General features: G+C 48.6%; 17 protein-coding genes. 8 read left to right on the top strand and 9 right to left on the bottom strand.

The genetic code is table 11. The annotated features are described in order from the left end of the window. Positions 1–215: 215 nt before the first annotated feature. Both CVT49_08715 and CVT49_08710 read right to left on the bottom strand, forming a co-directional pair. Positions 216–2,492, bottom strand: a complete 2,277-nt coding sequence (locus CVT49_08715) for a hypothetical protein (GenBank protein PKK83383.1) — start codon at positions 2,490–2,492, stop codon at positions 216–218. Beyond that, the gene (locus CVT49_08710) at positions 2,492–3,028 is read right to left on the bottom strand and encodes a hypothetical protein (GenBank protein PKK83382.1); all 537 of its coding nucleotides are present in this window, start codon (positions 3,026–3,028) and stop codon (positions 2,492–2,494) included. Before CVT49_08710 ends, CVT49_08715 begins: the two co-directional genes overlap by 1 nt. Positions 3,029–3,305: 277 nt before the next feature. Between CVT49_08710 and CVT49_08705 the strand changes: the two genes are divergently transcribed. Continuing rightward, complete coding sequence (locus CVT49_08705) at positions 3,306–4,982, top strand: hypothetical protein (protein PKK83381.1); 1,677 nt, start codon at positions 3,306–3,308, stop codon at positions 4,980–4,982. Positions 4,983–5,055: 73 nt separating this feature from the next. Here CVT49_08705 and CVT49_08700 read toward each other — a convergent pair whose 3' ends face one another. The 4 genes from CVT49_08700 to CVT49_08685 form a co-directional block, all read right to left on the bottom strand. Next, positions 5,056–6,450 carry a glucose-6-phosphate isomerase gene (locus tag CVT49_08700; protein ID PKK83380.1) on the bottom strand — a complete coding sequence of 465 codons (1,395 nt, stop codon included), beginning with the start codon at positions 6,448–6,450 and terminating at the stop codon, positions 5,056–5,058. 36 nt (positions 6,451–6,486) lie between these two features. Next, complete coding sequence (locus CVT49_08695; protein PKK83379.1) at positions 6,487–6,888, bottom strand: mannose-6-phosphate isomerase; 402 nt, start codon at positions 6,886–6,888, stop codon at positions 6,487–6,489. Positions 6,889–7,078: 190 nt separating this feature from the next. Next, entirely contained in the window at positions 7,079–7,525 is a 447-nt protein-coding gene (locus CVT49_08690; GenBank protein PKK83378.1) for a hypothetical protein, read from the bottom strand. A gap of 86 nt (positions 7,526–7,611) precedes the next feature. Then, positions 7,612–8,874, bottom strand: coding sequence for an aminoacetone oxidase family FAD-binding enzyme (locus CVT49_08685; protein PKK83422.1), 1,263 nt, complete (start codon positions 8,872–8,874; stop codon positions 7,612–7,614). 297 nt (positions 8,875–9,171) lie between these two features. On the opposite strand from CVT49_08685, the gene CVT49_08680 reads away from it, so the two are divergent. From CVT49_08680 to CVT49_08670, 3 genes are all read left to right on the top strand, one after another. Beyond that, positions 9,172–9,504: a hypothetical protein gene (locus tag CVT49_08680; GenBank protein PKK83377.1), complete on the top strand. Its 333-nt coding sequence runs from the start codon at positions 9,172–9,174 to the stop codon at positions 9,502–9,504. A gap of 165 nt (positions 9,505–9,669) precedes the next feature. Next, a complete protein-coding gene (locus CVT49_08675) occupies positions 9,670–10,926 on the top strand; it encodes a 4Fe-4S ferredoxin (GenBank protein PKK83376.1) in 1,257 nt (418 codons plus the stop codon). 141 nt (positions 10,927–11,067) lie between these two features. Further along, entirely contained in the window at positions 11,068–11,538 is a 471-nt protein-coding gene (locus CVT49_08670; GenBank protein PKK83375.1) for a hypothetical protein, read from the top strand. 118 nt (positions 11,539–11,656) lie between these two features. Here the strand turns inward: CVT49_08670 and CVT49_08665 are convergent, their stop codons facing one another. Continuing rightward, positions 11,657–12,244 (bottom strand): hypothetical protein, encoded by a 588-nt coding sequence (locus CVT49_08665; protein ID PKK83374.1) that lies wholly within the window; start codon positions 12,242–12,244, stop codon positions 11,657–11,659. Between the two features lie 518 nt (positions 12,245–12,762). On the opposite strand from CVT49_08665, the gene CVT49_08660 reads away from it, so the two are divergent. From CVT49_08660 to CVT49_08645, 4 genes are all read left to right on the top strand, one after another. Next, positions 12,763–13,146 carry a hypothetical protein gene (locus CVT49_08660; GenBank protein PKK83421.1) on the top strand — a complete coding sequence of 128 codons (384 nt, stop codon included), beginning with the start codon at positions 12,763–12,765 and terminating at the stop codon, positions 13,144–13,146. Beyond that, positions 13,103–13,450, top strand: a complete 348-nt coding sequence (locus CVT49_08655; GenBank protein ID PKK83373.1) for a hypothetical protein — start codon at positions 13,103–13,105, stop codon at positions 13,448–13,450. The genes CVT49_08660 and CVT49_08655 overlap by 44 nt, the downstream gene beginning before the upstream one ends. Before the next feature lie 3 nt (positions 13,451–13,453). Beyond that, positions 13,454–13,690, top strand: coding sequence for a hypothetical protein (locus tag CVT49_08650; protein PKK83372.1), 237 nt, complete (start codon positions 13,454–13,456; stop codon positions 13,688–13,690). 573 nt (positions 13,691–14,263) lie between these two features. Beyond that, a complete protein-coding gene (locus CVT49_08645) occupies positions 14,264–19,249 on the top strand; it encodes a hypothetical protein (GenBank protein ID PKK83371.1) in 4,986 nt (1,661 codons plus the stop codon). 116 nt (positions 19,250–19,365) lie between these two features. On the opposite strand, the gene CVT49_08640 is transcribed toward CVT49_08645, so the two are convergent. Beyond that, a complete protein-coding gene (locus CVT49_08640; GenBank protein ID PKK83370.1) occupies positions 19,366–23,490 on the bottom strand; it encodes a hypothetical protein in 4,125 nt (1,374 codons plus the stop codon). 282 nt (positions 23,491–23,772) lie between these two features. Next, the coding region (locus CVT49_08635; GenBank protein PKK83369.1) for a hypothetical protein at positions 23,773–24,308 on the bottom strand (536 nt) is incomplete at its 5' end.

Below are 24,308 nucleotides of genomic sequence, written 5' to 3'. Positions count from 1 at the left end.
TTTGGTCTGCCATAGCGATCATTTTCCCCAAATAATCATAGTTTTATAGCGCCTGAAAGGGCCATTTGTCGACGGGCAGATGTGGACAGACCTTCTGAGCCTCACAAGCCCCGAGCTTGGAAGGGAAGGATCTGGTGCACACAGTATGTTATGAAAAAAGTATAGGTAAGAGGGCTTCCTTCACCAATAGATAAAATTAATGGGCTAGTTAGGAATCAGATGTTCTTATAGGATTCGAGTTTTTGTCGCGCGTCGATCATCTCAGGGGCGTCGCGATCGGCGTTCTTGAGGATGTCGAGGTAGTTTCTGAAGTACTTCGAGGCCATTTCTCTGTCACCAAGTTTGTCATAGGCCAGGCCCGAGTAATACAAGGTCTTAACATCCCAGACCGAAAACATCGCTTTCCAGGAATTGATCGACTTTTGCACCTTTACGAAATCTTCCGCCGCTTGCGCATACTCACCTGCTTTCAATCTGGCCAGGGCAAGCATGTACTGAGCATAAAAATCAGGAATATCTTCTGCGGCCGTCTTGAAATAATCGACGGCTGTCCGGTAATCCTGCCGGGCCATGGCTATCGTCCCTAGTGCATACCAATAATATTCCAGGGTAATCTCCAATGAATCGAGGGTGTGTTTCAATTCCTTCGCGGATTGCTCCGCCTCGTCTATGCGGCCGCTTTCAGCAAGAATCTGCGTCTCGAAACATTGGAAGCACTGCATGTTATCAGGGAATTCATTTTTATGTATGGTCATGTATTCGGAAATTGCATTCTGAGCGGATATCTTATCGCCAAGTTCCATATAAACAAGGGCCTTAGCCAGATAGACCATCGCCCTTCCAAAACCGGCAACCTTTTCCAGCCTGTTAGCCGCGACAGCGTCATCAAGGGTACTCAGCGCTTCATTGTATTTTCCCTGGCGCATCGGAATATATGATAACGCCAGCCTGGCTGACAGCTCATAACCGGACTTGCTATGCAGGGCCAATTTTCGGAAGATGCTGTCGGCTTCTTCATAATGGCCTGCAAAAAGAGAAAGCTGGCCAAGCATCCAGACAGAGTTCTCGAAGTCGGGCTTCTTTTGCAGAGCCATTTTGTATGATTCGATGGCTTCTTCGATCATTCCGCTTCGTGCGTATATTTCGCCTCGGGTATCGTAAGGATTGGCCTCATCAGGTGCAATAGCGATATATCGGTCGATTGTCTCAAGGGCACGGTCGGTCTCACCCAGAAATTCATATTGGTAAGTGAGGAGATTGTAAGCCTCTTTATAGAGCGGATCGAGTGCAATCGCCTTCTCGAGATAATCAGCCGCTTCGCGATACCGGCCGATACTGTTGAAGGATTCAGCCAGTCGCAAATAAGCCTTTTTTTCATCCGGATACACCCGAATCAATTCCAAAAGAATATTATTTGCAGTTTTATATTCTCCCGAAAGGGTGGCATTTCGGCTCATGATGTACATTTTTTCCCGGCGAGTGGCGTTTTCCATATATTTGACGGCGTCGTTTATATATTCGCGGTTAGCATATAGGGAGAGATAATAATACGCCATGGCAAAAGTCGTATCATAATGCAAAGCGTTGGAGAAACTTTCGGCGGCCTCGGGACGATAGACCTTGGATGCATAATTAATGCCTTCCAGATAATATCGATAAGCATCAGCCGAATGGGTGGTGACGTCGGCCACCTTGTAATCCATTTCGTTAAGAGCTCCGGTCGGAAGCGACAGATCGCTTTTTACCTCCACGGTGAGCCTGTCCACCATGGCAAATATATCTTCATCAGCCTCTCCGGTTATTTTCTGCCCGGCTATAATATCACCGGAGGCAACTTCAATAAGCTGCGATGCAATCGTAAATATCGAGTCATTTTCAAACAGGTCACCCATCAGAATCCACCTGGCTCCCGCTCTTTTGGCAATCTCCAGGGCGGTCTCCCGGTTGATTGTGACAATCTCCTCTTTGCCAAGAAATCTGAGCAGGTCAAAGAGCTGTTCAAGTGATACCACCCGGACGTACTGAGATTCGGAAAGATCCGTTATGAGAAGACTGGTGACAATCTGGCCCAGGCGCTCAGGATCATCACGAGCCGACAGGTTGTTGAAGTACATTATGGCCAGGCGGTTTTCCGAAGCGGTGGCCTCATGTTCCGGTCTGAATTCGATTTGCCACGGCTTTATGATCAGGACAATCAAAGCCGCCGCAATTATTATTGTCGGAATGAGAGAGGGAAGAAGCCTTTTTGATTTTGAAGCGGGCTTATCAACAACCGATGGTACGGGCTTTTCAAGGTTCTCGGCCACCGTCTCCCTGACTTCAGCGTCATTGTTGAGCAAAAAGGTTTCATCGCGAAACTGCTTCACCGCCTCAAAACAATAATCGCATTCGAAAAGGTGACGCTCGAATTTTTCCCGATCCGCTTCGGGCAAAAGATCGAGCTCATATAAAGGGAGCATGTCCCTGAATGTTTTATCCGGACATTCAGCCATTATTCAATTACCCCTTTTTCGAGGCATAATTTAAGTTTCGATCGGGCTCGGGACAGAATGACATACAGGTTGCTCATATTTACTTCAAGCCTGAGGCAAATTTCATCGACGCCATATCCCTGATATTTAAGATTCAGGACCCTGGCAAAACGCTGATTGAACCCGCATATTTTTTTCAGGCAGTCGAGCAAGTTTCTTCTCAGGGCAGGATCAATCGATTTAACTCTGGCATTATAGAAATCGTCCTCTTCTCCTGAGAATCTTTTCACCCGGCCGCCTCTGGTTCGGTAATACTTAAGAATCTCCTTTTGAAGGATATCATATGCCCAGGCGCTGAAGCTGACCTCAAAATTCATTTCTTTGTACTTTTTCACAACCACCATGAGCGCATTTTGCACCACTTCCTGGCGGTCCGACTCATTCATTATCTTTTGCTCCGCGACCAGTTGAAATCTTTCAGTCAGGGAAAGGAAAAATTTCTTTTCCTCTGTTTCGCCGCCTGAAAGCGAGTTTTTATATAAATCGTTGAGTCCCAACTTAAACTAACCAGACCTTATAGTATATTAATTACTAAATATATCGGTCGGTTTTCGAAAAGCAAGCGGACTTTTTGGACCACTGACTCGAAATTTGCAATAATCTCTGCCGAAAAATCTTGAAATATTCCGGGAAAATAGTCTGTCTGCTGTTAGAAACCATGTCTTTGTGGAGCAATAAATCCAAAGAACCATGTCTTGGTATATTGCTGAATGACCGGAAGTTGATTATCCGAATAGTCTGTGAAGCCAAAGCCCAAATTTAGAGGAGAAGAAAATGAAACAGGGGTATGTGTTAACGGCTTTTTGCATCTTTCTGACGCTTTGGGGAAGTGCATATGGCCAGAATCTTATCGATGGCGCCGAAAGCGTCGCCTTCGACTCATTGCGAAATCGCTATATCGTGTCAAGTTTGAACAATAAATCTCTTGTTCAAATCGATCAGGATGGGAATATCAGTAATTATAAGACCAATCTCCCGGGATGTTTCGGAAACTGCATAAAAAATGACACTCTTTTTGTGGGAACCGGAACCGGTCTTTTTGCGGTCGATCTGGCCACCGACGAAATTATCTTCAGCATTTCGCTGCCGACAATACAAAATGCGGACGGGGTGACGACCGATACTTCGGGATATGTCTATGTGGTCGATACCGGAGGAAAAATTTTCAAGGTCCGCATAAGTGACCGGCAATACTGGGTTTTTGCCAGCACCGGTCTGGCGACGTGGACCCAGGATATATTTTTCGATATCCGGCACAACCGCCTTCTGGTGGCCGGTTATTCGGCCAATGCGCCGGTCCAGGCAATTAATCTTGACGACTCAACGGTTTATGATCTGGTCGTATCGCCGACCGGTTATTTTGACGGCATTACCATGGATAATCGCGGCAATGTTTTTCTCGGCTCCCATGTTAACGGGGAAATCATAAAATATGACAGCACCTTCACCAACCCTCCTGAAGTCATCTATAGCGGGATTCCGGAACCGGCCGGGCTGGATTATAATATTCGCGACAATATTATTGCGGTGCCGAGCTTTTCGGGCGATAAAGTTTTTTTTATCAGCTATTATGTCAATTTTGAGGCTGACACAACGGTCGGCTGGGTTCCTTTTGAGGTCAATTTTGATGGATCCTCCCGCTTATCGGTGGACACCTGGAACTGGGACTTTGGAGACGGCGGCAGTGCCGATATTCAATCTCCGACGCATATCTACCAGGAGCGGGGCATTTATAATGTCACTTTGAATATAACTTCCGGTGGGGAAAGTTATTCACACACGCAAAAAAAGTATATTATGGCCCTGGCGGATACATTATGGGCCGCCGCGGTCGATGGTGACCCGGGCGAGACAGTTGAAGTCGGAATTTACGGTAGCAACACAATCCCTCTTTCACTGATGAAAATCCCAATGGAATATCCCGGAACGCTGAATCTAACCTTGGATTCGTTTACAACCGTCGGCTGTCGTACCGAAAATATGGATAATGCCACGATGTCCTCTTCTGACCCGACGAATAAACGTGCCTATTTTCAAATTTCTAATGATGTAGGTGGAACGACATCAGCGATGGCGGCCGGCAGCGGCTTGCTTTTAAAATTATTCTTCACTATCGCACCGGCGGCATCATTCGGCCAGACAGCGGTGATTGAATTGGATGGTTACTCGACCCGTATCCCGCAATTCGGAGGGATCGATATCTATGCATACGAGCCGCTGAACTTCCCGGGTGTGGTTTCGGTCAGCGGATTATGTGGTGATGTCAATGGCAATGGGGCGATAAATCTTCTGGATGTGACTTACTTGTTGAGCTATCTTTATAAGAGCGGCCCCGCGCCCGATCCCGAGAGTATTGCCGATGTCAACGGCTCCGGAAGTTTGAATATACTTGATATTACCTATCTGATAAATTACGTGTATAAAAGCGGTCCGGCGCCGCAATGTATTTAGAAACTAAAATGGGGCGGCCCTGCCGGCCGCCCCTTGAAAATATTTTCACGAATAAACCGCTGAATATATTTGCCTACAAACAATATTCTCTTTTCTTGCCGGTAACGGCATCGACTTCACGTTTCTTATCTTCGTATCCCTTAAGGCCCATGAGCCCCTTGGCGTACTCCTTGCTTTCCTCGACGCCGGGCTGGTCGAGAGGGTTGACACCATAAAGCTGACCCATCACAATGACACTTGCTTCAAAAAAGTAAAACAACTGCCCTAATGCGTATGGGTTTATTTGCGGAAGATATATAGTGCAATTGGGCCGGTTGTTTTTGGTAAGTGATAACTCGGTCGCTCGGCGTTCGGCCTCGAACAAGTCGGCAATATCGGAACCGCCCAGATATTCGAATGAGGGATATCCGGCATATGCTTTGGGAATCCGGTGATTTGATTTAAATTTCTCCACCGCCAGAAATGTAATGACCTTGTCAATCTTGCCTTGAACGTATGCCTGCAGCTGGGAATGCTGATCGGTCACGCCCAAAGCTTTGACCGGCGTCGGGCCCACATGTTCGCCGTCGGCCGTCACTTTGCCGAGACTTTCGGCCAGCAATTGGGCATACCAGTCGGAAATGGTGCGCAAAGCATGGCTGTACGGCATAAGAACGAAAATATTAAGACTTTTTTTGACATCGGCAATATAGTGTGCGGCGGCGTAGAGGGAGACCGGATTTTTCCAGACATCATCTTCCTTGAACCTGCGATCCATCGACCTGGCCCCGGCCATGAATTCCTCGATATCAAAACCAAGAAAGGCCGCACCCAGAAGACCTACCGTCGAAAGAACCGAATAGCGTCCGCCAAGATTATCGGGCATGGACAGCGAGGGGATGTTCTCAGCGTCAGCGATCTTTCTCATTTCACCTTTACTCAGTGAGGTTGTCAGGACCAGATTGCGTTTATATGATTTCTCACCCAGCCGGTCAATCAATATCTTTCTGAGAATAAGAAAATTGGCGGTGGTCTCGACTGTGCTTCCGCTTTTGCTGATTACATTTACCAATGTTTTTTCAATGTCCAGAATGTCCAGAAGGGCATTGAGCCGGTCGGGATCCACATTGTCCAGATAAAACAGGCGTGGTTTATTCTCACGATGCGCAACATCCCGCAAATTGTGATAGGGATGACCCAGGGCGTCGAATACGGCAATGGAACCGAGAGCGGAACCGCCGATGCCGATCGTCAACATGTCCGTAAATTCGCCGGCTCTTTCTGCGACAAAATCATTAACCTGCGCCACCGCTTCTTTCTTATATGGCATATCAAGAAAGACCAGATCCCCCTTTTGCCTCATATCGGAAATTTTTCCGAAGGCTTCCCCAAGACGACCCGATAATCCTTCAATATCCTGCCTTGTGAGACCGTGCGGTGATGGCAGGTGGGGTTCGAACAAGTTGGTCAAATCGATTTTTATATCCATTGATTATGCTCCGGTTATTTAATGCTGGTCCGTTATTTATTTCTCTGTATCGGAAATATCTTTATTCTTTTTTATTCGTCCGTAGATATCGTCATATCTTTCGATATCATTTTCGTCAAAATAACCGAATGAGATTTCCATGACTCTGGCTCTTTTGCCGATGGAACCCAGCCGATGTTTGGTATGTCGCGGTATGAAAATTTGATCGCCCGGTTTTGGTGTCAAGGTCTCATCATCCAATTCGACCCTGAGACCCTCATCCAGAACCACCCAAAGCTCGTCTCTTTTTTTATGGGATTGGAGGCTGAGTGTCTGATTGGGGTCAACCGTGATAATTTTTACCGTGCATATCTCATTATTGGTATATTGAATAAAATTACCCCATGGTCTGATATCCGTGATAATTCTCTTCAGTACCTCGTCAGTCATAAGGCCCATCCTGTAAATGTGACAAAGTTAAAATCCTGTTCATAGCATATCATACCAGGTCGGATCATAAATTATTTGAGAAATATTTAAGCAACACTATGAATATTGTCAACAAAGAAGTGATTTCAATGGTGTCGGCGCCATTCTGACTGCCGGTACCACTCTCTTAGATAGGGGAGAAGACAAGGTCTCTATCATATTACCGGCATTTGGGCGCAGACCGGGATGCTTTGACGCCCCGTATTATTACAAAGATCGCCGCCGGAAGAAGAATCCAGGAGCTCCAGAATCCGGGGATCAGCCTTTCGGCATAAAATGACCCGACTATGTGCCCCAAGGCGTTCGCTGTCATAATAATTCCCAGAATAATAGTCAGTTTTCGAATTACCCGCCCGCCGCGAAGGACAATAGGAATTACTAGATAGCCTGCGATTACGGCTGTAATCAGACCGCCCAGCCAGGCCGGGAATGAGAAAGTCGGCATGGGAAAAAATCCCAGTTTGTCCTTCAAATTGAGGACCAGGTTGTTGTAAAAGGGAAGAAAATCGTGGATGGTCTCATCGGCCACATGCAGGGCCACGGCACTGACCATCAAGGTCCATGCCAAAACGTTTTTGTTTTTAATCAGGTCCGATATGGCATGCATATATCACCCCGTCATCCAATGCCCGGCTCGAATAACAGGTCATTGCGGACAATTTACAATCATTCTGACGAATGGGCTGAGGATCATTATGACCCGGCCAGGGCCGCCGAAAGGCCCGCCAGCCAGCCGGTCGAGAAGGCCGCCTGGAGATTGAAGCCGCCCGTATCGGCGTCGATATCCATGACTTCTCCGGCAAAATACAGGCCCTTGACCAAAAGCGATTCCATTGTCCGCGGATTGATTTCCTTGGTATCCACTCCCCCCGCAGTAATAATTGCTTCTTCAAAAGGACGATATCCACTGATTTCGAAGCGAAAATCCTTCAGCCACCGGCCGAGCCGCTTGCGCTCCGGCGCAGAAATCTGGTGACCTGATTTATCAGGATCAATTTTGGTCATTTCCGAACAGATCGGGACCAGTTTGCGGGGGAGAAGCGCCTTCAGGAGAGTGCTGAATTTCTGTTTCCCGTGGCTGTCCAGATCCCTGAGGAGACGCTGATCGAGTTTATCTTCACTGAGGGCCGGTTTCAGGTCGATTGAAAGTTCGATTTTTGCTTTCGTGCGGACGGCATCGACTATCTGCCGGCTGAGTGACAGGATTATCGGCCCGGAAAGTCCGAAATGCGTGAATAACATTTCACCGAATCTTTCATCCTTCTTTTTGCCATTTATCCAGAGGCGAGCACTGACATTACGCAGACTCACACCCTGAAGCCGCAGAGCAGTATCGCCGGCAGTCTCGACCGGGACCAATGACGGGCGAACCGAAATAATCGTATGGCCGACCGATTCAGCCAAACGATAGCCGTCGCCGGTCGAGCCGGTAGCGGGGTATGAAGCGCCGCCGGTGGCAATGATAACGGCATCAGTATTATAGAAAGAAGAATTGCCATTCCTGTCCGTAACGCCGATCTCGGTAAGCTGCCCATTCTTTATGATCAGAGATTGGACCGATGAATGCGTCAGGATATCGACACCGCAGTCGCGCGCCCATTTATCAAGAGCCTCAGCCACTTTCTTGGCATCATTGTTTTCGGGAAAGACGCGTCCGCCCCGTTCCAATTCGGTAGCAACGCCAATCCGGGCGAAAAATTCGATCAAGTCGGGCGTAAAGAATCGCGAAAATGCCTGCCGAAGGAATTTGCCCCCGGCGCTAAAACGCCCGATAAATTCAGTCAGCGGCGCATTGTTGGTCAGGTTGCAGCGTCCTTTGCCGGTTATTCTAAGTTTACGGCCGGGGCGTTCTTTCTTTTCCAGGATAGTTGTTGCGGCTCCGTTCAGGGCGGCCTGTCCGGCGGCCATGAGACCGGCAGCTCCTCCACCGACAACAATGATGCGTTTCTGTGCCATATTCATATCGGATTATCTTACTTCCCCAAAAATCTCCTATATAATAAGATAATTTGTCGTTTCGTGGAAAAAAATATGCTAATTGCTTGTAATTCATTAATAGCTAATGAGTTGAATCATTTTTCTAAAGAATTATCTGTTTTGTTCCGATAATCCGGATAGAACGAGGTCTTTATATTTTACTTTTTGGAGAGGTACATTTTGGCTAGACAGCAAAAGCTTGTCAGAAGAAAAGCTGCTGACAATCTTACAGTTTATGACATAAGTTCCAACCAACCGATCGGTCAGGTCGCAAATATGACTGTCGAGGGGATGAAGCTTATTGTTGAAAAGCCGGTGAAAGTTTCCGGCCTCCTGTATTGCAGGATGGAATTACCACGCAAGATATTGGGGAATAAGGAAGTTTTTTTCGATGCCGAATGCCGCTGGTGTCGCAAAAATGAGGCAACCGGGAAATATGATTCCGGCCATAAACTCCGCTATGTCAGTGCCAAAGACAAGAAAATCGTTCATGAATTGATTCGCCAATGGATGATTCAGGAGTGTGAGGCCATGAATGCGACAAACGGCCGAAAAAAATCAGCGCAAGGGGGCCTTTTCTCCAGAATATTGCCTTTCCGCAGCAAGTAATCGGTATCACAAAAAGACATATATGACAACATTCTAAACGACCGAAATTTTCGGGCTCCGTGTTTTTTTTGATTGTAGGTTTTTTTAATTTATATTATCTTTAATTATCAATTTATTATTTGACTTGTTTCCTGAACCTTATCAGGATAATCAAAAGGCATAATTATGGGACATCTTTCTGCAAAAGATGCATATCGCGGTCTGGGTAAGAAGATTGACAGTTTGACCGCTCACGCTCCGTGGAATGAAAAGCTATATGCCATATTGAAGGAGCTTTATACCAGCGATGAGGCTGAGCTGGTGGCAATGATGCCGTATGGATTGGCGCCCATCGATAAGATAGAGCAGTACACCAAAATTGACCGCCCGAATCTGGAGCGCCTTCTTGGTGGACTGGCGGAAAAGGGACTTGTTTTCGATATGTGGGACGGCCGGCAATACCGTTATGCGGTTTCTCCGCTAATCATCGGGATATTTGAGTTTACCATGATGAGAACCAGGGGGGAACTTAATTACCGTGAATGGGCCAGATTATTTCATGATTATCTTCAGGATAAGGACACCTATTATTCGGCCAATTTCGGACATGGGGCCAAGATATCGCCATTACGGGCCCTGCCTTATGAGGAGACCATTGCCGAATCCGAATATGTTGAAATTCTTGACTATGAAAAGGCCAGCGTCATTATCGACCGGACCGAAAGATTCAGCATCGGCATCTGCTCCTGCCGTCACGAGAAGCTGCATGTCGGCGAGAAAAAGTGTGATATTCCGCTTGAAACCTGTTCGAGTATGGGCGGAGCGGTGGAGTACATGGTCGGCCACGGGTTTGCCAGAGAAGTCTCGAAAAGCGAGATGCTGGATAACCTGGCGCGTTCCAAGGAAGCCGGGCTGGTGCTGTGTGCCGATAATGTCCAAAAGGATGTCTCGTTTATTTGTCACTGCTGCAGCTGTTGCTGCAATGTGCTGCTCGGTATAAGCAAGTTCGGCTATCCCCATATGCTGGTTACTTCGAGCTACATTGCGCGGACTGATAAAGACACTTGTATTGAATGCGGAACCTGCGCCGCTTCCTGTCCGATCAATGCCATAACCATGCCGGCCGAAGGACCGCCCGAAATAGATGATGATATTTGTGTCGGCTGCGGAGTCTGTGCCCACAGCTGCGACACCCATGCCATGCGTCTTACAAAAAGAGGGCAAAGGGTCATTCATCCCGAGACTGCATTTGAAAGGATCATTCTTCAAAGCCTGGAGCAGGGCACCCTCCAGAATCTGGTTTTTGACAACCCGCAAAGTATGAGTCATAAATTTATGCGGGCATTTGTCGGAGGGTTTCTAAGAATTCCGCCGGTCAAGAAGGCTCTTATGGGTGACAGACTGCGATCACGTTTTCTTGAAAAACTGCAACAGGGTGCTTGAGTCGACAGGATAGGGCAAGCAGACGATTCCCGGCCGGCCGCCAATGGACAAAATAAGCCATATTTTGCTTGTTAATGGAGTCAAAATTGGCTATATTTAACTGCGGGCTCCCTGCAAAAAAAAGATATCGGTAAACTCTTTATGGAGTATGTTATGATAGTAAATGACATAATTAAGAAAAACCAGAGAAATATTATCACCGCCGGGCCGTCGACTTCAGTCGATGAAGCCATGAATCTGATGATTACCAATAATATCGGGTGTCTTCCGATCGTCGATACCAAGGGACAGTTGATAGGGATTGTCAGTGATAAGGATATTTTCCGGAAGATTCATGAAACGGGCGGCGAATATCATTCTCTCAAACTCGAGGATGTGATGACATCGGCGGTTATTGTCGGCCTGCCGGAAGACAAGATCGAATATATCGCCGGCGTCATGAACAAAAATTATATCCGCCATGTGCCGATTCTGGTGGAGGAGCAGTTGGTCGGTTTGATATCGTTGCGGGATATACTCAAGGTACAGACCAATCAGATCACCATTGATAATCGATTCCTTCAGCAGCATCTCGATGGGATCCATCACAGAGACAAATCGGGTGATATCTGATCGGCCCATTCGTTGAGGTCGGTTGCATCGATGGTCGGAAATCGGCGTGACTAAAATTTCAAAAAGAAGAAAGGCTTTCCACCCGGAAAGCCTTTCTTAATAATTTCTATTATTTCGATTAAGATTTTCTACGCCGAAGAAGCCCGGCACCAATCAACCCCATTCCAACCAGGAGCATCGTTGAAGGCTCAGGAACGGCCGTAATTACTTTCAGCTCAACGCCGCTGTTGAAATAGTGGCAATGGGGATCAAAACCAAATCCGAAAACGCCATTGGAAGCATAATCATTCAGTGTGCCGACAAGGCCCAGATCGCTGAAGCGATAGCTGAGGTTCGTCCCGTTGGGGACTCCCCCGTTTGGATCGGACCAAATGTCAATCAGAGTTCCCTGGCCGGAAAAATAATCGCCATTGGTGTAGCCTTCATATCCGGCAAATGTGCCAACCGAGGGGTTATCTAGCAAATGCATATAAAGACTGTCGCCCGGTTCCACCCGCCAGTCATAAATATCATTAAATGTCAGAACCGCGTCAACAATTCGCTCACCGGGATGATTCCACTCAAGACCCCATGAATAATAATAATCATGATCAAGGCCCCATAAATCTTCAGGAGAGGGGGTAAAAGTATAAACCGCCGACATTGCCGATGGCGCCAATAGTGCCATTAAAATGATGGTGGTGACTGAGAGAATCAGACGTTTCATTGTATAACCCTTCGTTGATAAATTATATTCAATATAATAAACTACTCCACGAGAATAGTATGCAATAAGCTTGCCACGGGATAATGGCTCTTATTATTAGCGCTTTTGAAGGTCGAAATAGCTTGTCATATAATGACTTATAAAATTTTATATTTAATATTTACACAAAGAAACCGATGCTGTTATTTGAAAATGTGCAGAATGACAACAAAATTGACACTATTAAATGCAATTTAAATCACAAAGATATGCATAATATTACATACTTTTCAAAGAGTAAGTGAGGCAACTGGTTCGAAGATTTAATAAATTCTGCAAGCACCTGAATATTAATAATTAAGCGCAGTATATCTGACAGAAAATAGGGTTTTTTTGTGATAAATGAGTTTCTCTGATTATGCCAAAGCGAGTGTCTGCTGCGTGCCGGGTCGAAACAAAGCCGCAAAAAGAGCCGTCTTAAGGATGGCCGGATTTACTGAATTGATGATCTCTTGAAATATGTTTTTGCAGTTCACAATATGAAAAATAACAACATAGCCGGAATTAAGGCGTTTTTCAAAGCTATCAGGGCCATAGAGCCGGAAGCCATCTTATGGATTCTGGCGCTGGGGCTTCTGTTGCTGGTCAATCCCGAAAGCGAGCAGCATTTCACGCTGTGCCTGTTCAGTAACTTGGGTCTTGAGTTTTGCCCGGGCTGCGGATTGGGGCGCTCAATAGCATACATTTATCGGGGCGATCCGGCATCTTCATTCAGTTCGCATCCCCTGGGAATTTTCGTATTGATTATTATTTTATTCCGTATATTTACTCTCCTGTACAAGTCAAAAGTTAATATTAAGCATAAACCGGGAGGTCACTATGGCCGATGTGTTTCAATTACTGCCCGAGATTCAGGGCGATGAACTGATTTACATACAATCACTGCTCAGGGATACTGATGATGATACGACTCAGAGATTTGCCACAATTTACAGGGTAAGGAGGAAAGATCCTCAAACAGTCCTTCTGCTGACAATTCTTGGTTTTTTGGGAATTGCCGGCATTCAGAGATTTTTCGTGGAGCAAATGGGTCTGGGACTGATTTACCTGTTGACTGCGGGAATTTGCGGTATCGGGACGATTATCGATGTAATCACTTTCCGCAGAATTGCCTTTGAATATAATCAAAAGCAGGCGTATGAAGTAATTATGCTCCTGAGAAAATAGTCCATGGCGGGAGGTTTTGCGATTACGCCGGTGACCGAGGAATACAGAGAATATATAGTTGAAAGACTCCAGCGGGTTGTGCCGGTACGCTGGCGGAAAATGTTTGGGGGGCTGGGCATATTCTACGACCGACTGCCTTTTGCTTTGGCTGCGGACAATACGTATATCTCAAGGTTAATGAGGAAAATCGCGGAGATTATGAAGAGGCCAATATGGGCCCTTCAGGCCGTTCGGAGATAAATCATATTCCATGAGTTATCATGAAGTCCCGGAATATGTTCTTGAAGATCCGACAATCCTGGCCGCCTGGGTCAAAAAGTCACTCAAGGCCGCTCAAAACAGTCAAAAATCCAAAACATTAAAAAAGCCGTCAATTAATTAAAATTCCCCGGCATAAAATTTTGGCAAAAACATGAATTGATCCGTTGTAAAAACTCTCCGTAATCAACACGTCTTTCAAAATTCTCAAAAAACTGGCGGGTCCTTCGATTTCGCCGTTCAGAAGCCGTTTTTTTTATGTATATAGGGTCTAAACAGTGTCAAATTTGTCTTGACTTTGGCATTAAAATAAATAAATTTAACTATATACCAGGCTATCTTCCTTCATAAACACTTGGGGAAAGTCTTGCCGAGTTCTTTTGGCTATGTGGATTGAATTAATATTAACTTGTAAAGGTTTTTAAACCTAAAATATTGTTTTTTAAGGAGGTGATTCTATAGAATAACCCTTTATTGAAAATATGCTGTTTACCAATCCAGCAAAAATCTCACCCAAACAGCTTGAGTAACTAATTGCAGAAGAGAGGTAAGTTCATGCACAGACCAAAAGTTACCACGTTGCTTGTTCTTTCGTTCCTCTTGGTCCTGGGGGTTTTCCTGACAGCCTCAGGACAGGAAAAGCAGGGTGCCGTACAGAGCGAACTGCAAGTTTCACCAAATGTCATAACGCCTGATCCCCGTCCGACCGATGAAGATATGCATGTGGACACATATGTCCCGTTGGTGGGGGAGGAAGAACAACAACCGACAAATGAAGAAATGGAAATCGACAGACTGACTTCGAAATTCAGCACCGTTGCCGGCAGCGCCAAGGATTTGCGTGATGTCAAGGCTTCGGTCCTTTCGGAAGATTTCGAAGTTTCCGTACCGCCGGCAGGTTGGGATTTTATAGCCACCCACGGCGATACAATGACCTGGTACCAGGATGACTACAATCCCTACTCAGGCTCATATTATGCGGACTGCAAATATGATGAACTGCTGGTACCGCAGGATGAATGGCTTATAACGCCTTCAATGGATTTCACGGCGGTGACTTCCGATATCAAAGTCACATTCCATTGGCTGATGAGCTATTATTGGGGTGTCGATCCCTATGATAACTATGATATCGAAGTTCATGCCATTGTAGGCAATGATACGACTTTGCTCTGGGAAGAGGCCAATTACGGGCTCTTCACCAGCTGGACCTGGTATGAAACGACGGTCAGCCTGGCCGCTTATGTGGGCGTAGCCGACTTCAAACTTGGCTTCCGCTATGTTGGTGTCGATGGCGCCCAGGCCTCGCTCGATTTGATTTCGGTCGACGACAACCCGGCTCCCACCGGACGCTGCTGTTACGGCGATCCGCTGGCCCCGAGTTGCGACGATATCACTGAGGCCGAATGTACGACCCTCGGCGGCATCTGGGACGGCACGACCGATTGCACCAATGCCTGCCCGATTGCCGGCCCCGGCGACAACTGTTTCAACCCGATTCAGGTTACGCTTCCCGGCGATATGCCTTATACCGACGCCGGCCAGTACACCTGCGGCCGCGGCAATGATTATGCCGCAGCGGACATGTGTTACACCTACGGCTATGGTGGCGGCGAGGATGTGGTCTATGAACTGACGGTGACCGAACCGGTCCAGATCAGAGTGACCATGAATCCGAACGGCACCACCTGGACGTACTGGGAAATTCGTACCAGTTGTGTTCCGCCCAGCGGCAGCTGCATAACCTATTATCGGAACACCGGCAGCAGCCAGTACAGCTCCGATTCGGCCATTGCATTGAATGCCGGAACGTATTTCATTATTGTCGATACCTGGCCGACCCCGGATTGCATTCCGGATTTCGACCTGACCATCGAAACCTGGGCCGATCCGGTGGGACGCTGCTGTTATGGTGATCCGGGTGCTCCCAGTTGCGATGATCTTACCGAGGTCGATTGTCTGGCCCTCGGCGGCGCCTGGGACGATGCTCTCAATTGTGCCACCAATCCTTGCCCGGTGGCAGGACCCGGCGACAACTGCTCCAATCCGATTGAAGTCAAGATTCCGGGCGATCTGCCTTATGCTGATCTGAATCAGTATACCTGCGCCCGCGGCAACGATTATGCCGAAACCTGTCTTGGCTCCTATGACGGCGGTGAAGACATTATTTACTGGCTCGATGTCGAGAGCGCGGTTGATCTTGATTTCACCATGGACCCGAAGGGGACCAATTATATAGGTATGGCCATTGGCGCGGTATGCCCGCCGGCCGCAACCTGTATTGCATATACCACAGCCGGTTATACCAGCGCCACACTGAAACTGCTGGCGATTCATCTTGAGCCGGGTTCATACTATGTTATGATCGATACCTGGCCGAGCCCGACCTGTATTCCCGATTTCGATCTGACCATTGCTGCCGCGGCCGTTGGTAATCCCGGCGACAACTGCGGCAATCCGCTGCTTCTCAAGATCCCGGACGACATCGGCGTCGACGGTCTTGTTTCCAGCGATTATACCTGCGGCAGGAACAATAATTACAGCAACACCTGTCTCGGTTCTTATGACGGCGGCGAAGACATCATTTATGAAATTGATGTCGATGCTTCCGGCACTTACACGTTTACGCTTGATCCGCAGGGAACGACTTATGCCGGTATGGCCATAAGTGATGTCTGCCCGCTTCCGGCCGGCACCAGCGACTGTATTGCCAAAGTCACCAGCTCAAGCAGTTCCCCGAAGAGTTTCGAGGTGGCGCTTGATGCGGGTATCTATTACCTGATGATCGACACCTGGCCGGCGCCTGCCTGTATTCCGGCCTTCAATCTGTATATCGTCCCGGATACCGGAACACCTCCGGCGAACGACCTGTGTGAAGATGTAACGCCGGCGACGCTTACCATGGGTGTTACGACCACATTCACCGGTGACAATACCAATGCCACCAACGAGTGTCCCGCAATATTTGCTGATAACGGTCATGCCTGGGAAGCCTTCACCACGACCGGCATGTCGAATGTGACGATTGATTATTGCGGAACAACACCTTCATTCGATCTGGTCTATGTCATATTAATGCAGGGATGCCCCTGCAGTGCCACAAGCACCTTAACATATGCCAGCTCGACCAATTGGAATCTTTGCGGCGGCGATGGAAATGTGACAATGTATTTCAACTGCCTGCCTGCCGGCACCTATTATATTCCGGTGCTGGCCAACCACCCGAGTTATCCGTCATCATATTGCGAAGGGCCGTACACGATCAATGTTCTGGCCACCGAAGTGAGCAATTATTGTGCGGCCTCCGGCGGTTGCGATGAATACATCGAGAACGTAAGCGTTTCCACCATCAACAATACCTCGGCTTGCGAGGGCTATGGTGATTTCACGAGCCAGATCGGCTATATGGCTCCCGGTCTCAGTTATCCGATCACGATCACGATCGGCAATCCCTACAGTTCCGACTATGGCGGAGTCTGGATTGACTGGAACCAGGATTTCTGTTTTGATCTTGCTACTGAAACGGTGATTCTTGATGTTTCAAGCGGTACCGGCCCATATACCGGAACCGTCGTGGTTCCCGGGGATGCCGTTCTGGGCAGTACTTTAATGCGCGTCCGCCTGACATATAACGGAGTTCCTGCACCATGCGGTACAACATCCTATGGTGAAGCCGAAGATTATACGATTATGGTCGGCGGCGAAGCTCCCGAGCTTTCAACCGATCCGACCGCGATCGATTTCGGCCTTGTCGGCGAAGGTGAGACCGGCAGCATGCCCCTGACGCTTTCCGTCGATGGTGCGATGGATGTCGATTTCAGTATCGATATCTCCTACACCGGTAAGCGGCTCAGCACGAATCAGGGGAATACCAGACTTTCGGTAACTGCTCCCGAAAAGGCCCCGTACAGCGGTCCGCCGGCCCCGCCGCCTGATGAAAACGTCACTAGGCAGGGCGGAGATAATATCGCAACGGCCGTTCCGATAGTAGCGTTTCCGTTCAGCAGTACCGGAACGACAGCAGGATATACCAACGATTACGACGCAGTCTGCCCGTACACCGGATCGACCGCGCCCGACGTGGTTTATTCCTTTGCTCCGACCGAAGCCACACAACTTGATGTCGATATGGCCGGCTCGGGATATGATACCAAGATCTATATCTTCGAGAATTCATCCAGCACCGTAATCGCCTGCAACGACGATTACTGGGGTGATTATACCTCGGCGTTATTCAATGTCGATGTAACACCCGGTAACACCTATTACATCGTTGTTGACGGCTATGGATCAAGTTCTGGTGGATATGTCATCAATGCGGTGACACATGCTCCGCCATTGCCGTTCGAATGTCCGCCCGGTGGTATTGCCGAAAGCGAAGCCTGCGGTGATGACACCAACGGCGGCTGCAATATGGTGGTTCCCGCTTACGAACCAATCAATTGCGGCGACACTATTTGCGGAACCGTCTGGGCGGATGGCGATACTCGTGATACCGACTGGTTCCTCCTGACCATGAATCAAACCGGTCCGGTGACAATTACCGCCAAAGCCGAATTCCTCGCGGTAATCGGTTTTGTCGATACGTCCGATTGCGCTCTGGCTTCGGCACTTAATCCGTATGCCACCGGCAACCCGAACGATGTAATTTCAGTCACCAAGACTTGTGGTCCGGGAGTTTACTGGTTGTTTATGAGCCATCAGCAATTTACAGGAAGCCCCTGCGGCTCCGGTAATGGCTACTGGTTCACCGCCTCCTGTGATGCCGGTGAGCCCCCGATTTACTGGCTGAGCGCTGCCCCGACTTCGGGAACAGTTCCCGGTAACGGAACGCTTCCGGTTACGGTCAGTTACAATACCGCCGGAATGGATGATGGCGTCTATACGGCAGACCTGATTATTTCACATACAGGTCTGAAGGGCGTCGATGTCGTTCCGGTGACTATTGAAGTCGGCCAAACAGGCAATAACACTATCACTATTGAACCGGCCCCAATCTACGCCCTGATGAAGTATGTCTATGGCGGAGATATGGAGGCCAATATCTTCCTGGGCGGTGATTTCGCCGGCGGCGGTCATGTCGTGTCCGAAATCGATGTGACGACGCTTGAAGTCAGCGGTTCGGTCGCAACCATGACCCCGGAGACGGTGGAAATCCTTCCCAGCTATGAAGGCTTCACCGGTGAAGTAATGAAGATTGCCTGCAACATGCCGCAATTCATTGACTGTTACCCGCTGCTTTGGGATGTAGATATCTACACCTTTACTGTAACCGGTGAATTCACTGCCGGCGCAACGCCGTGGAGTCAGGCCGGTTCATTGACCATGGTTGGTCATAAGTCGGGTGATATCAATTTTGACGGCAACATCAACATTCTTGATGTGACTTATTTGATCAATTACCTGTACAAGAGCGGTGCTCTGCCGAGACCGATTCCGGAAGTTGCTGACACCAATGGTGACGGCACTACCAACATTCTGGATCTGTCAAGGCTGATCAATTACCTGTATAAAGGTGGTGCGGCACCGACTCATCAATAGCTGAGCATACACAGCAAAACAAAAGGGACAGCCTTTCGGCTGTCCCTTTTGCATTGGGCCTTGAAGTAAATATCAGGGCTGGGAATTATGTAATCCTTTATTATTTCATACTTAAATTAAGGGCAATACGGTGCCGGGCCGCTCTTATAAAGATAGCTTATCAGATATGTGGCATCGAGAATATTGAGGCCGCCGGAATTATTCACATCGCCGGCTTCTGCCGGATCAGGCTCCGCGCCGCCTTTATAAAGATAATTAATCAGCGAGGTAACATCCAGGATATTCACCGCACCGCTGCCGTCAATATCGCCGCAAATAAATAAGGCCTTTGTCTCGAAACTCCTTGTCGTACTCCAATCGCTCCAGCCGGCGCTGTTATGAGCCCGGACATGCCAATAAAAAATCCTTCCCTGATCCAAAATAGAAATCAGGCACTCCGATAATGACATCGTCGTATCGTCAACAGGCGAACTGAATGATAGCGCGGTGTCGATCTGAAGCTGATATAAATCGGCTGTGGCGGCATCGTTCCAATCAAGCATGACGGGGAGCAAAATATCAACGGCGCCATTGTCGGGGCTTGTCAGGCCGGGCGTTTCCGGCGGCATTGATTGGCCCGATACCGTCATGGTGACCGGTATATCGATCACGGGCGAGTCCGGGTCGTTGGAGTTAATGGTCAGTTGTCCGGCATAAGTGTCTTCGGTCAGATCGGTAGCATCAAAACCGACGTTCACCGTATCCGAGCTGTATGGTTCAATGGTGCCGGAACCGGGGGAGACCGAAAGCCAATTGGCCGCCAATAGTTGAATCGATAGATTGTCATGCATATAGGCGGCGTCAAAGACCACACTAAGGCCGTCACTGCCGCCGCTGTTCTCGACGCCAACGGTCGCACCGGATAATCCGGCGGCATCGGCGCCGGGATTCATGATACCATATTGCAGTATGATCTGACCGTTGGGATAAAGAATTGCCTGAAAATTCAGCGAACCGGTTCCCGTGGTGGAATAGTAATTTTTCATATCCACAAAGCTGACGATAAAACGCTGATTTGCGGCATCAAAATAATAGTAGATATTTCCTCCCTTGCGGGGATCCAGATCGTCCCACCAGAGGGCAATCAGATTATTAGGTACGACATTATAGGGGAGGATGGTGTTGGTTCTTGAGGTCGAACCGCCGCCGAAAGTCACGATGCCGTTGGAGCCGACGTGCAAAGTCGAGTAGCTGTTTTCGTAGAAGGGGAATTCGAAGCCGATCGGAAGTGCGGCGCTTGAATCATCATCGCCGAAGCCGATAATCTCAGTGCCGACAGAGGCAATATCAACCCATTCATAAGCCGGCCCGGAAGGATCATCGGAATCGACCCAGATATGTCCCCAGTTGTCGGGACCGCCATTGCCTTTATCGGCCGTATTGAAAACCGGCGCGATGTCGCCGGGGCGGTCAGGATCATTGGCAAAATAGCCAATAGGTTCCGCCGCCAGTGATTTTGCGGCCGTGGTCTCAGTCGATTTGCCGCTGAACATCAGCCGGCTGATTTCATAGTCCAATCGGCCCGGACCGTTGTTATTGATAATAAATTCCTGCGAGGTCTGTTCCCCGCTTGGAAGCGTTTCCGCGATCGATGTCTGCGGAAACTGAATATCCGGGGCATATATATGCAGATTGACGGAAATACTTCCCGAAAGATTATTCAGGTCGTTGCTGGTATAGCCGATGTTTCCGACATTGTCGCCGGTGGGAAGCCCCGTGGAATTGATCGTGACCGGAAGGAGCAGACTGTCGCCGGGATTGACATTCTGTTGATCCTCGTTAAAGCTCAGCCAGGTATTGGACGAATTGAAGCGTATTCTTAACAGCGCGTCGCCGTTGTTAAATATTTTTAGTGTATCGATAATAATGTCGCCGAGATGCAGCGTGTCGGCAAGTTCGGACGGCAGTATCGCCAGAACCGGTGCACCGGAGGCGACTTCGCCATAACCTTCGATTTTTATATCATCGATGTTCCACCCGCAATATTGAGCCGAACCATCGGTCGGCCCGATTCCAAAACGAACCTGAAAATTGGGGTTGGCATCGGCCAATGCCGAGAGATCATAAGACTGCTGATTCCATGAGGATTCATCAAGGGTTCCGCCGTTTTGATAAAGAGTCACCCAGCCGGAGCCGTTATAAGCCTGAAAATAAGCATGATCATAGGTGCTGCTTTCCACTCCCAGCCAGCGGAAAAATGAAATTTGAACACCGGTTAAGTTGGTGCAGTCGAGGTAGGGGGAAGTCACCCAGTAGGTGGTCCCCAGAGAAGCGCTGTAGGAGCCATCGGCAAGGGTGAGGTCATTGCCGAGCAGGTAGTTGTCGCCGGTGGGGGTATGATCCAGCGAGGGATCGCCGGCACCCGATCCGCCGTCGCCGCCGGTGGCAGGACCGATGGTCCATTCGCCCAAACCGCCAAGGCCGGTCCAGCCCTGATCGAATGAAAAATCATCGTAAAAGGCTACCGACCTCTTGCCTACGAAGTAGTCAAAATATAGCCGGTCGGAATAGTCGCCATCGGCGGTAACATCGATATAAAATTGGACATTTCTGAGATCCGGGCTGTCCTCAGCGATTATAAATTGGTATGCAGAATTCGAAGTGGCGGTGCCGCCCTGTGCCGAAATTGTGGGATAAGTGGAACTCGGCTGGCTGACAGTGATATAACTGTCATCGATTCCCAGCAGACCGCTGGTATTATAAGCATTACCCCCGCCATTGTTTTTTAGCTGAATATTAAAAGTGACGGTATCGCCCGGACCGGCTTCGCCGGCGGTCTGGCTGTTAAATACTATGACCGGATCGGCTGTAAGCGGCGCCAGAGCGGCATCGATCACGACCGCATTATTATCGGTCACAGTTATGTTCGAGATCGTTTTGGTGGTATATCCGGGGGCACTGAAATCCAATGTATATGTCCCGGCTTCAATCATGCGGTGGTAGTCGCCGACGTCGGGGTCGGTATAGACCTGCGAATTGGTGATATCATGACCGACCACCGTCACAGTCGCGGCGATCGGCAGACCCGATACAGAATCGGTCACGATTCCGCGGATACCATAAAGAGCATTTTCGAACCAGTTGAGAAAGGAGACCCGATTATAGTTCCAATGAGCCGGAAGCTGGCTGGCGGTCAAAAGCTTGACACTTGAAATTTCAATCGTCACCTCGCGGCAACCGCGCCAGTAGTTCATGTAATCCTGGCGGCCGCCATCCACTTCATACCAGGCATAACCGTTGGTAATGCCGTTGTTCAGATCATTCAAATAACCGCTGGGGCTGTAATAATGCGCCGAATCGGCATAATCGCGGCTGATATCATAATACCATTGGTCGTCCGCATGCAATTGTGACCAGGTATCCCAGGGATAATTGACCACCTCGGCCCCTCCGTGAAAATTGGCCGAGATGGCAAAACTGTGCGCCGTGGCAAAATTCATCATGACTATCGTTTCCGGCTGCCAACTATTGCCATCGGGATGATCACCGTCCTGGGGATCGGGAAAATTCCGATTCAGATCGACGCTGTTGGCATTATACCTGGTGGCGCCATAAACAGAACTATTCCCGCCATGGTAGGTGCCGTCAGGGTTGGCGGCCGGGTTTATCCAGATTTCGCAGCTATCCACCAGGCGCGTTATCAATGAATCGCTGCCGTAGGCGCTCAAAAGAGAATCAATCAGATGAAGGGTCAGGACAAATCCGGTCAGTTCATCCCCATGCATCGAGCTGGTGAACATGACTTCCGGTTCGTTTTCCTCGGTTCCGACATTGTCCGAAATTTTTGCAAAGAGGATACTGCGCCCCTGAACACTGCTTCCGGCATTCACAATCTGGCATAACGAAGGATAATCAGCGGCGAACTGGTTCATCATGCTGACATAACCTTCATAAGTCGGGTATGAATCCCATTCCTGAATATCCGCTTTATCGGAACTCATTTCTGGCTGAATCAGTGTCCCCGGATGCTGAAGAATTTCAAACTCGATTCCGAGTTGTTTAAAATTTTCAAGCTCCCGGTCATTGGCGTAGGCATAGACGATATTATCTTTAACATTGTCTATTGATATAATTTTGGTAAGCCTGCTTATTTCTTTTGGCGAGTCGATCTTAAATTTGAAATATGTCTCACTGCCTTGGGCGGCAAGGGCAAAAAGAAGAAAGCATGAAAGAAGAGTAATTATGATGGCCTGTTTATTCACCGCGGTATCCTCAAACTATTATAAGTAATTCTTCATAATTTCATATTTCCAAAACTCATCCATATTACGGATGTATCTATATATATCGTAAAATAAAATACCCCATTATCCAGTCAATAATTGTTCGCTTTACAATTCATCCTATCTTATTATCGGACAAATAAATGTGGGGTTAACCGACGGCGCTCTTACTGGCCGTCTTTAATTTTTTTTGTCCTCTCATTAAAACCGGGGATGGAGGTGGCGGCTCCATCCCCGGCTGTTATTGTTGTAATCGTCTCGTTACTGGCAGTTGTAAGGCGGACCATCCTTATAGATGTAGTTAATCATGTAACTGACATCAAGAATGGTAATCCCGCCCGATCCGTCAACATTGGCACTCGCCACTGGCTCCGGAGCCGGTCCCTGCCGATAAATGTAACTGATCACGAAGGTGATATCGAGCAGATTGGTCAGCCCGTCGCCGTTGGCATCGCCGCAGACCCAGGTGATCTCGGTCGTGAAGCTCTGGCAGGCGCACCAGTCGCTCCAGCCGGCCGCGTTCTGCGCCCGAACCCGCCAGAAGAAGGTCACACCCTCGTCAAGACCGGTTATCTGCCACTGCGAAACACCCAGGCTCGTATCCGTCACGAGCGCATCAAAGGCGTCCGTAACATCGACCTGAACCTCATACTGCGTCACCGTCGAAACATCGTCCCAGTCAAGCATCACCGGTTGAACGACGTCGGTCGCGCCGTTATCCGGCGAGGTTAGATTCGGCGCCGGCGGCGGCATCAGTGAACCCTGGACCGTCATCAGAACCGGTACCGCCAGTTCCG

The organism is candidate division Zixibacteria bacterium HGW-Zixibacteria-1, from assembly GCA_002838945.1.
In the GTDB taxonomy this organism is placed as follows: Bacteria; Zixibacteria; MSB-5A5; order GN15; family PGXB01; genus PGXB01.
Note: the sequence above shows the minus strand (reverse complement) of the source record. Positions and strands in the feature narration are given on the sequence as shown.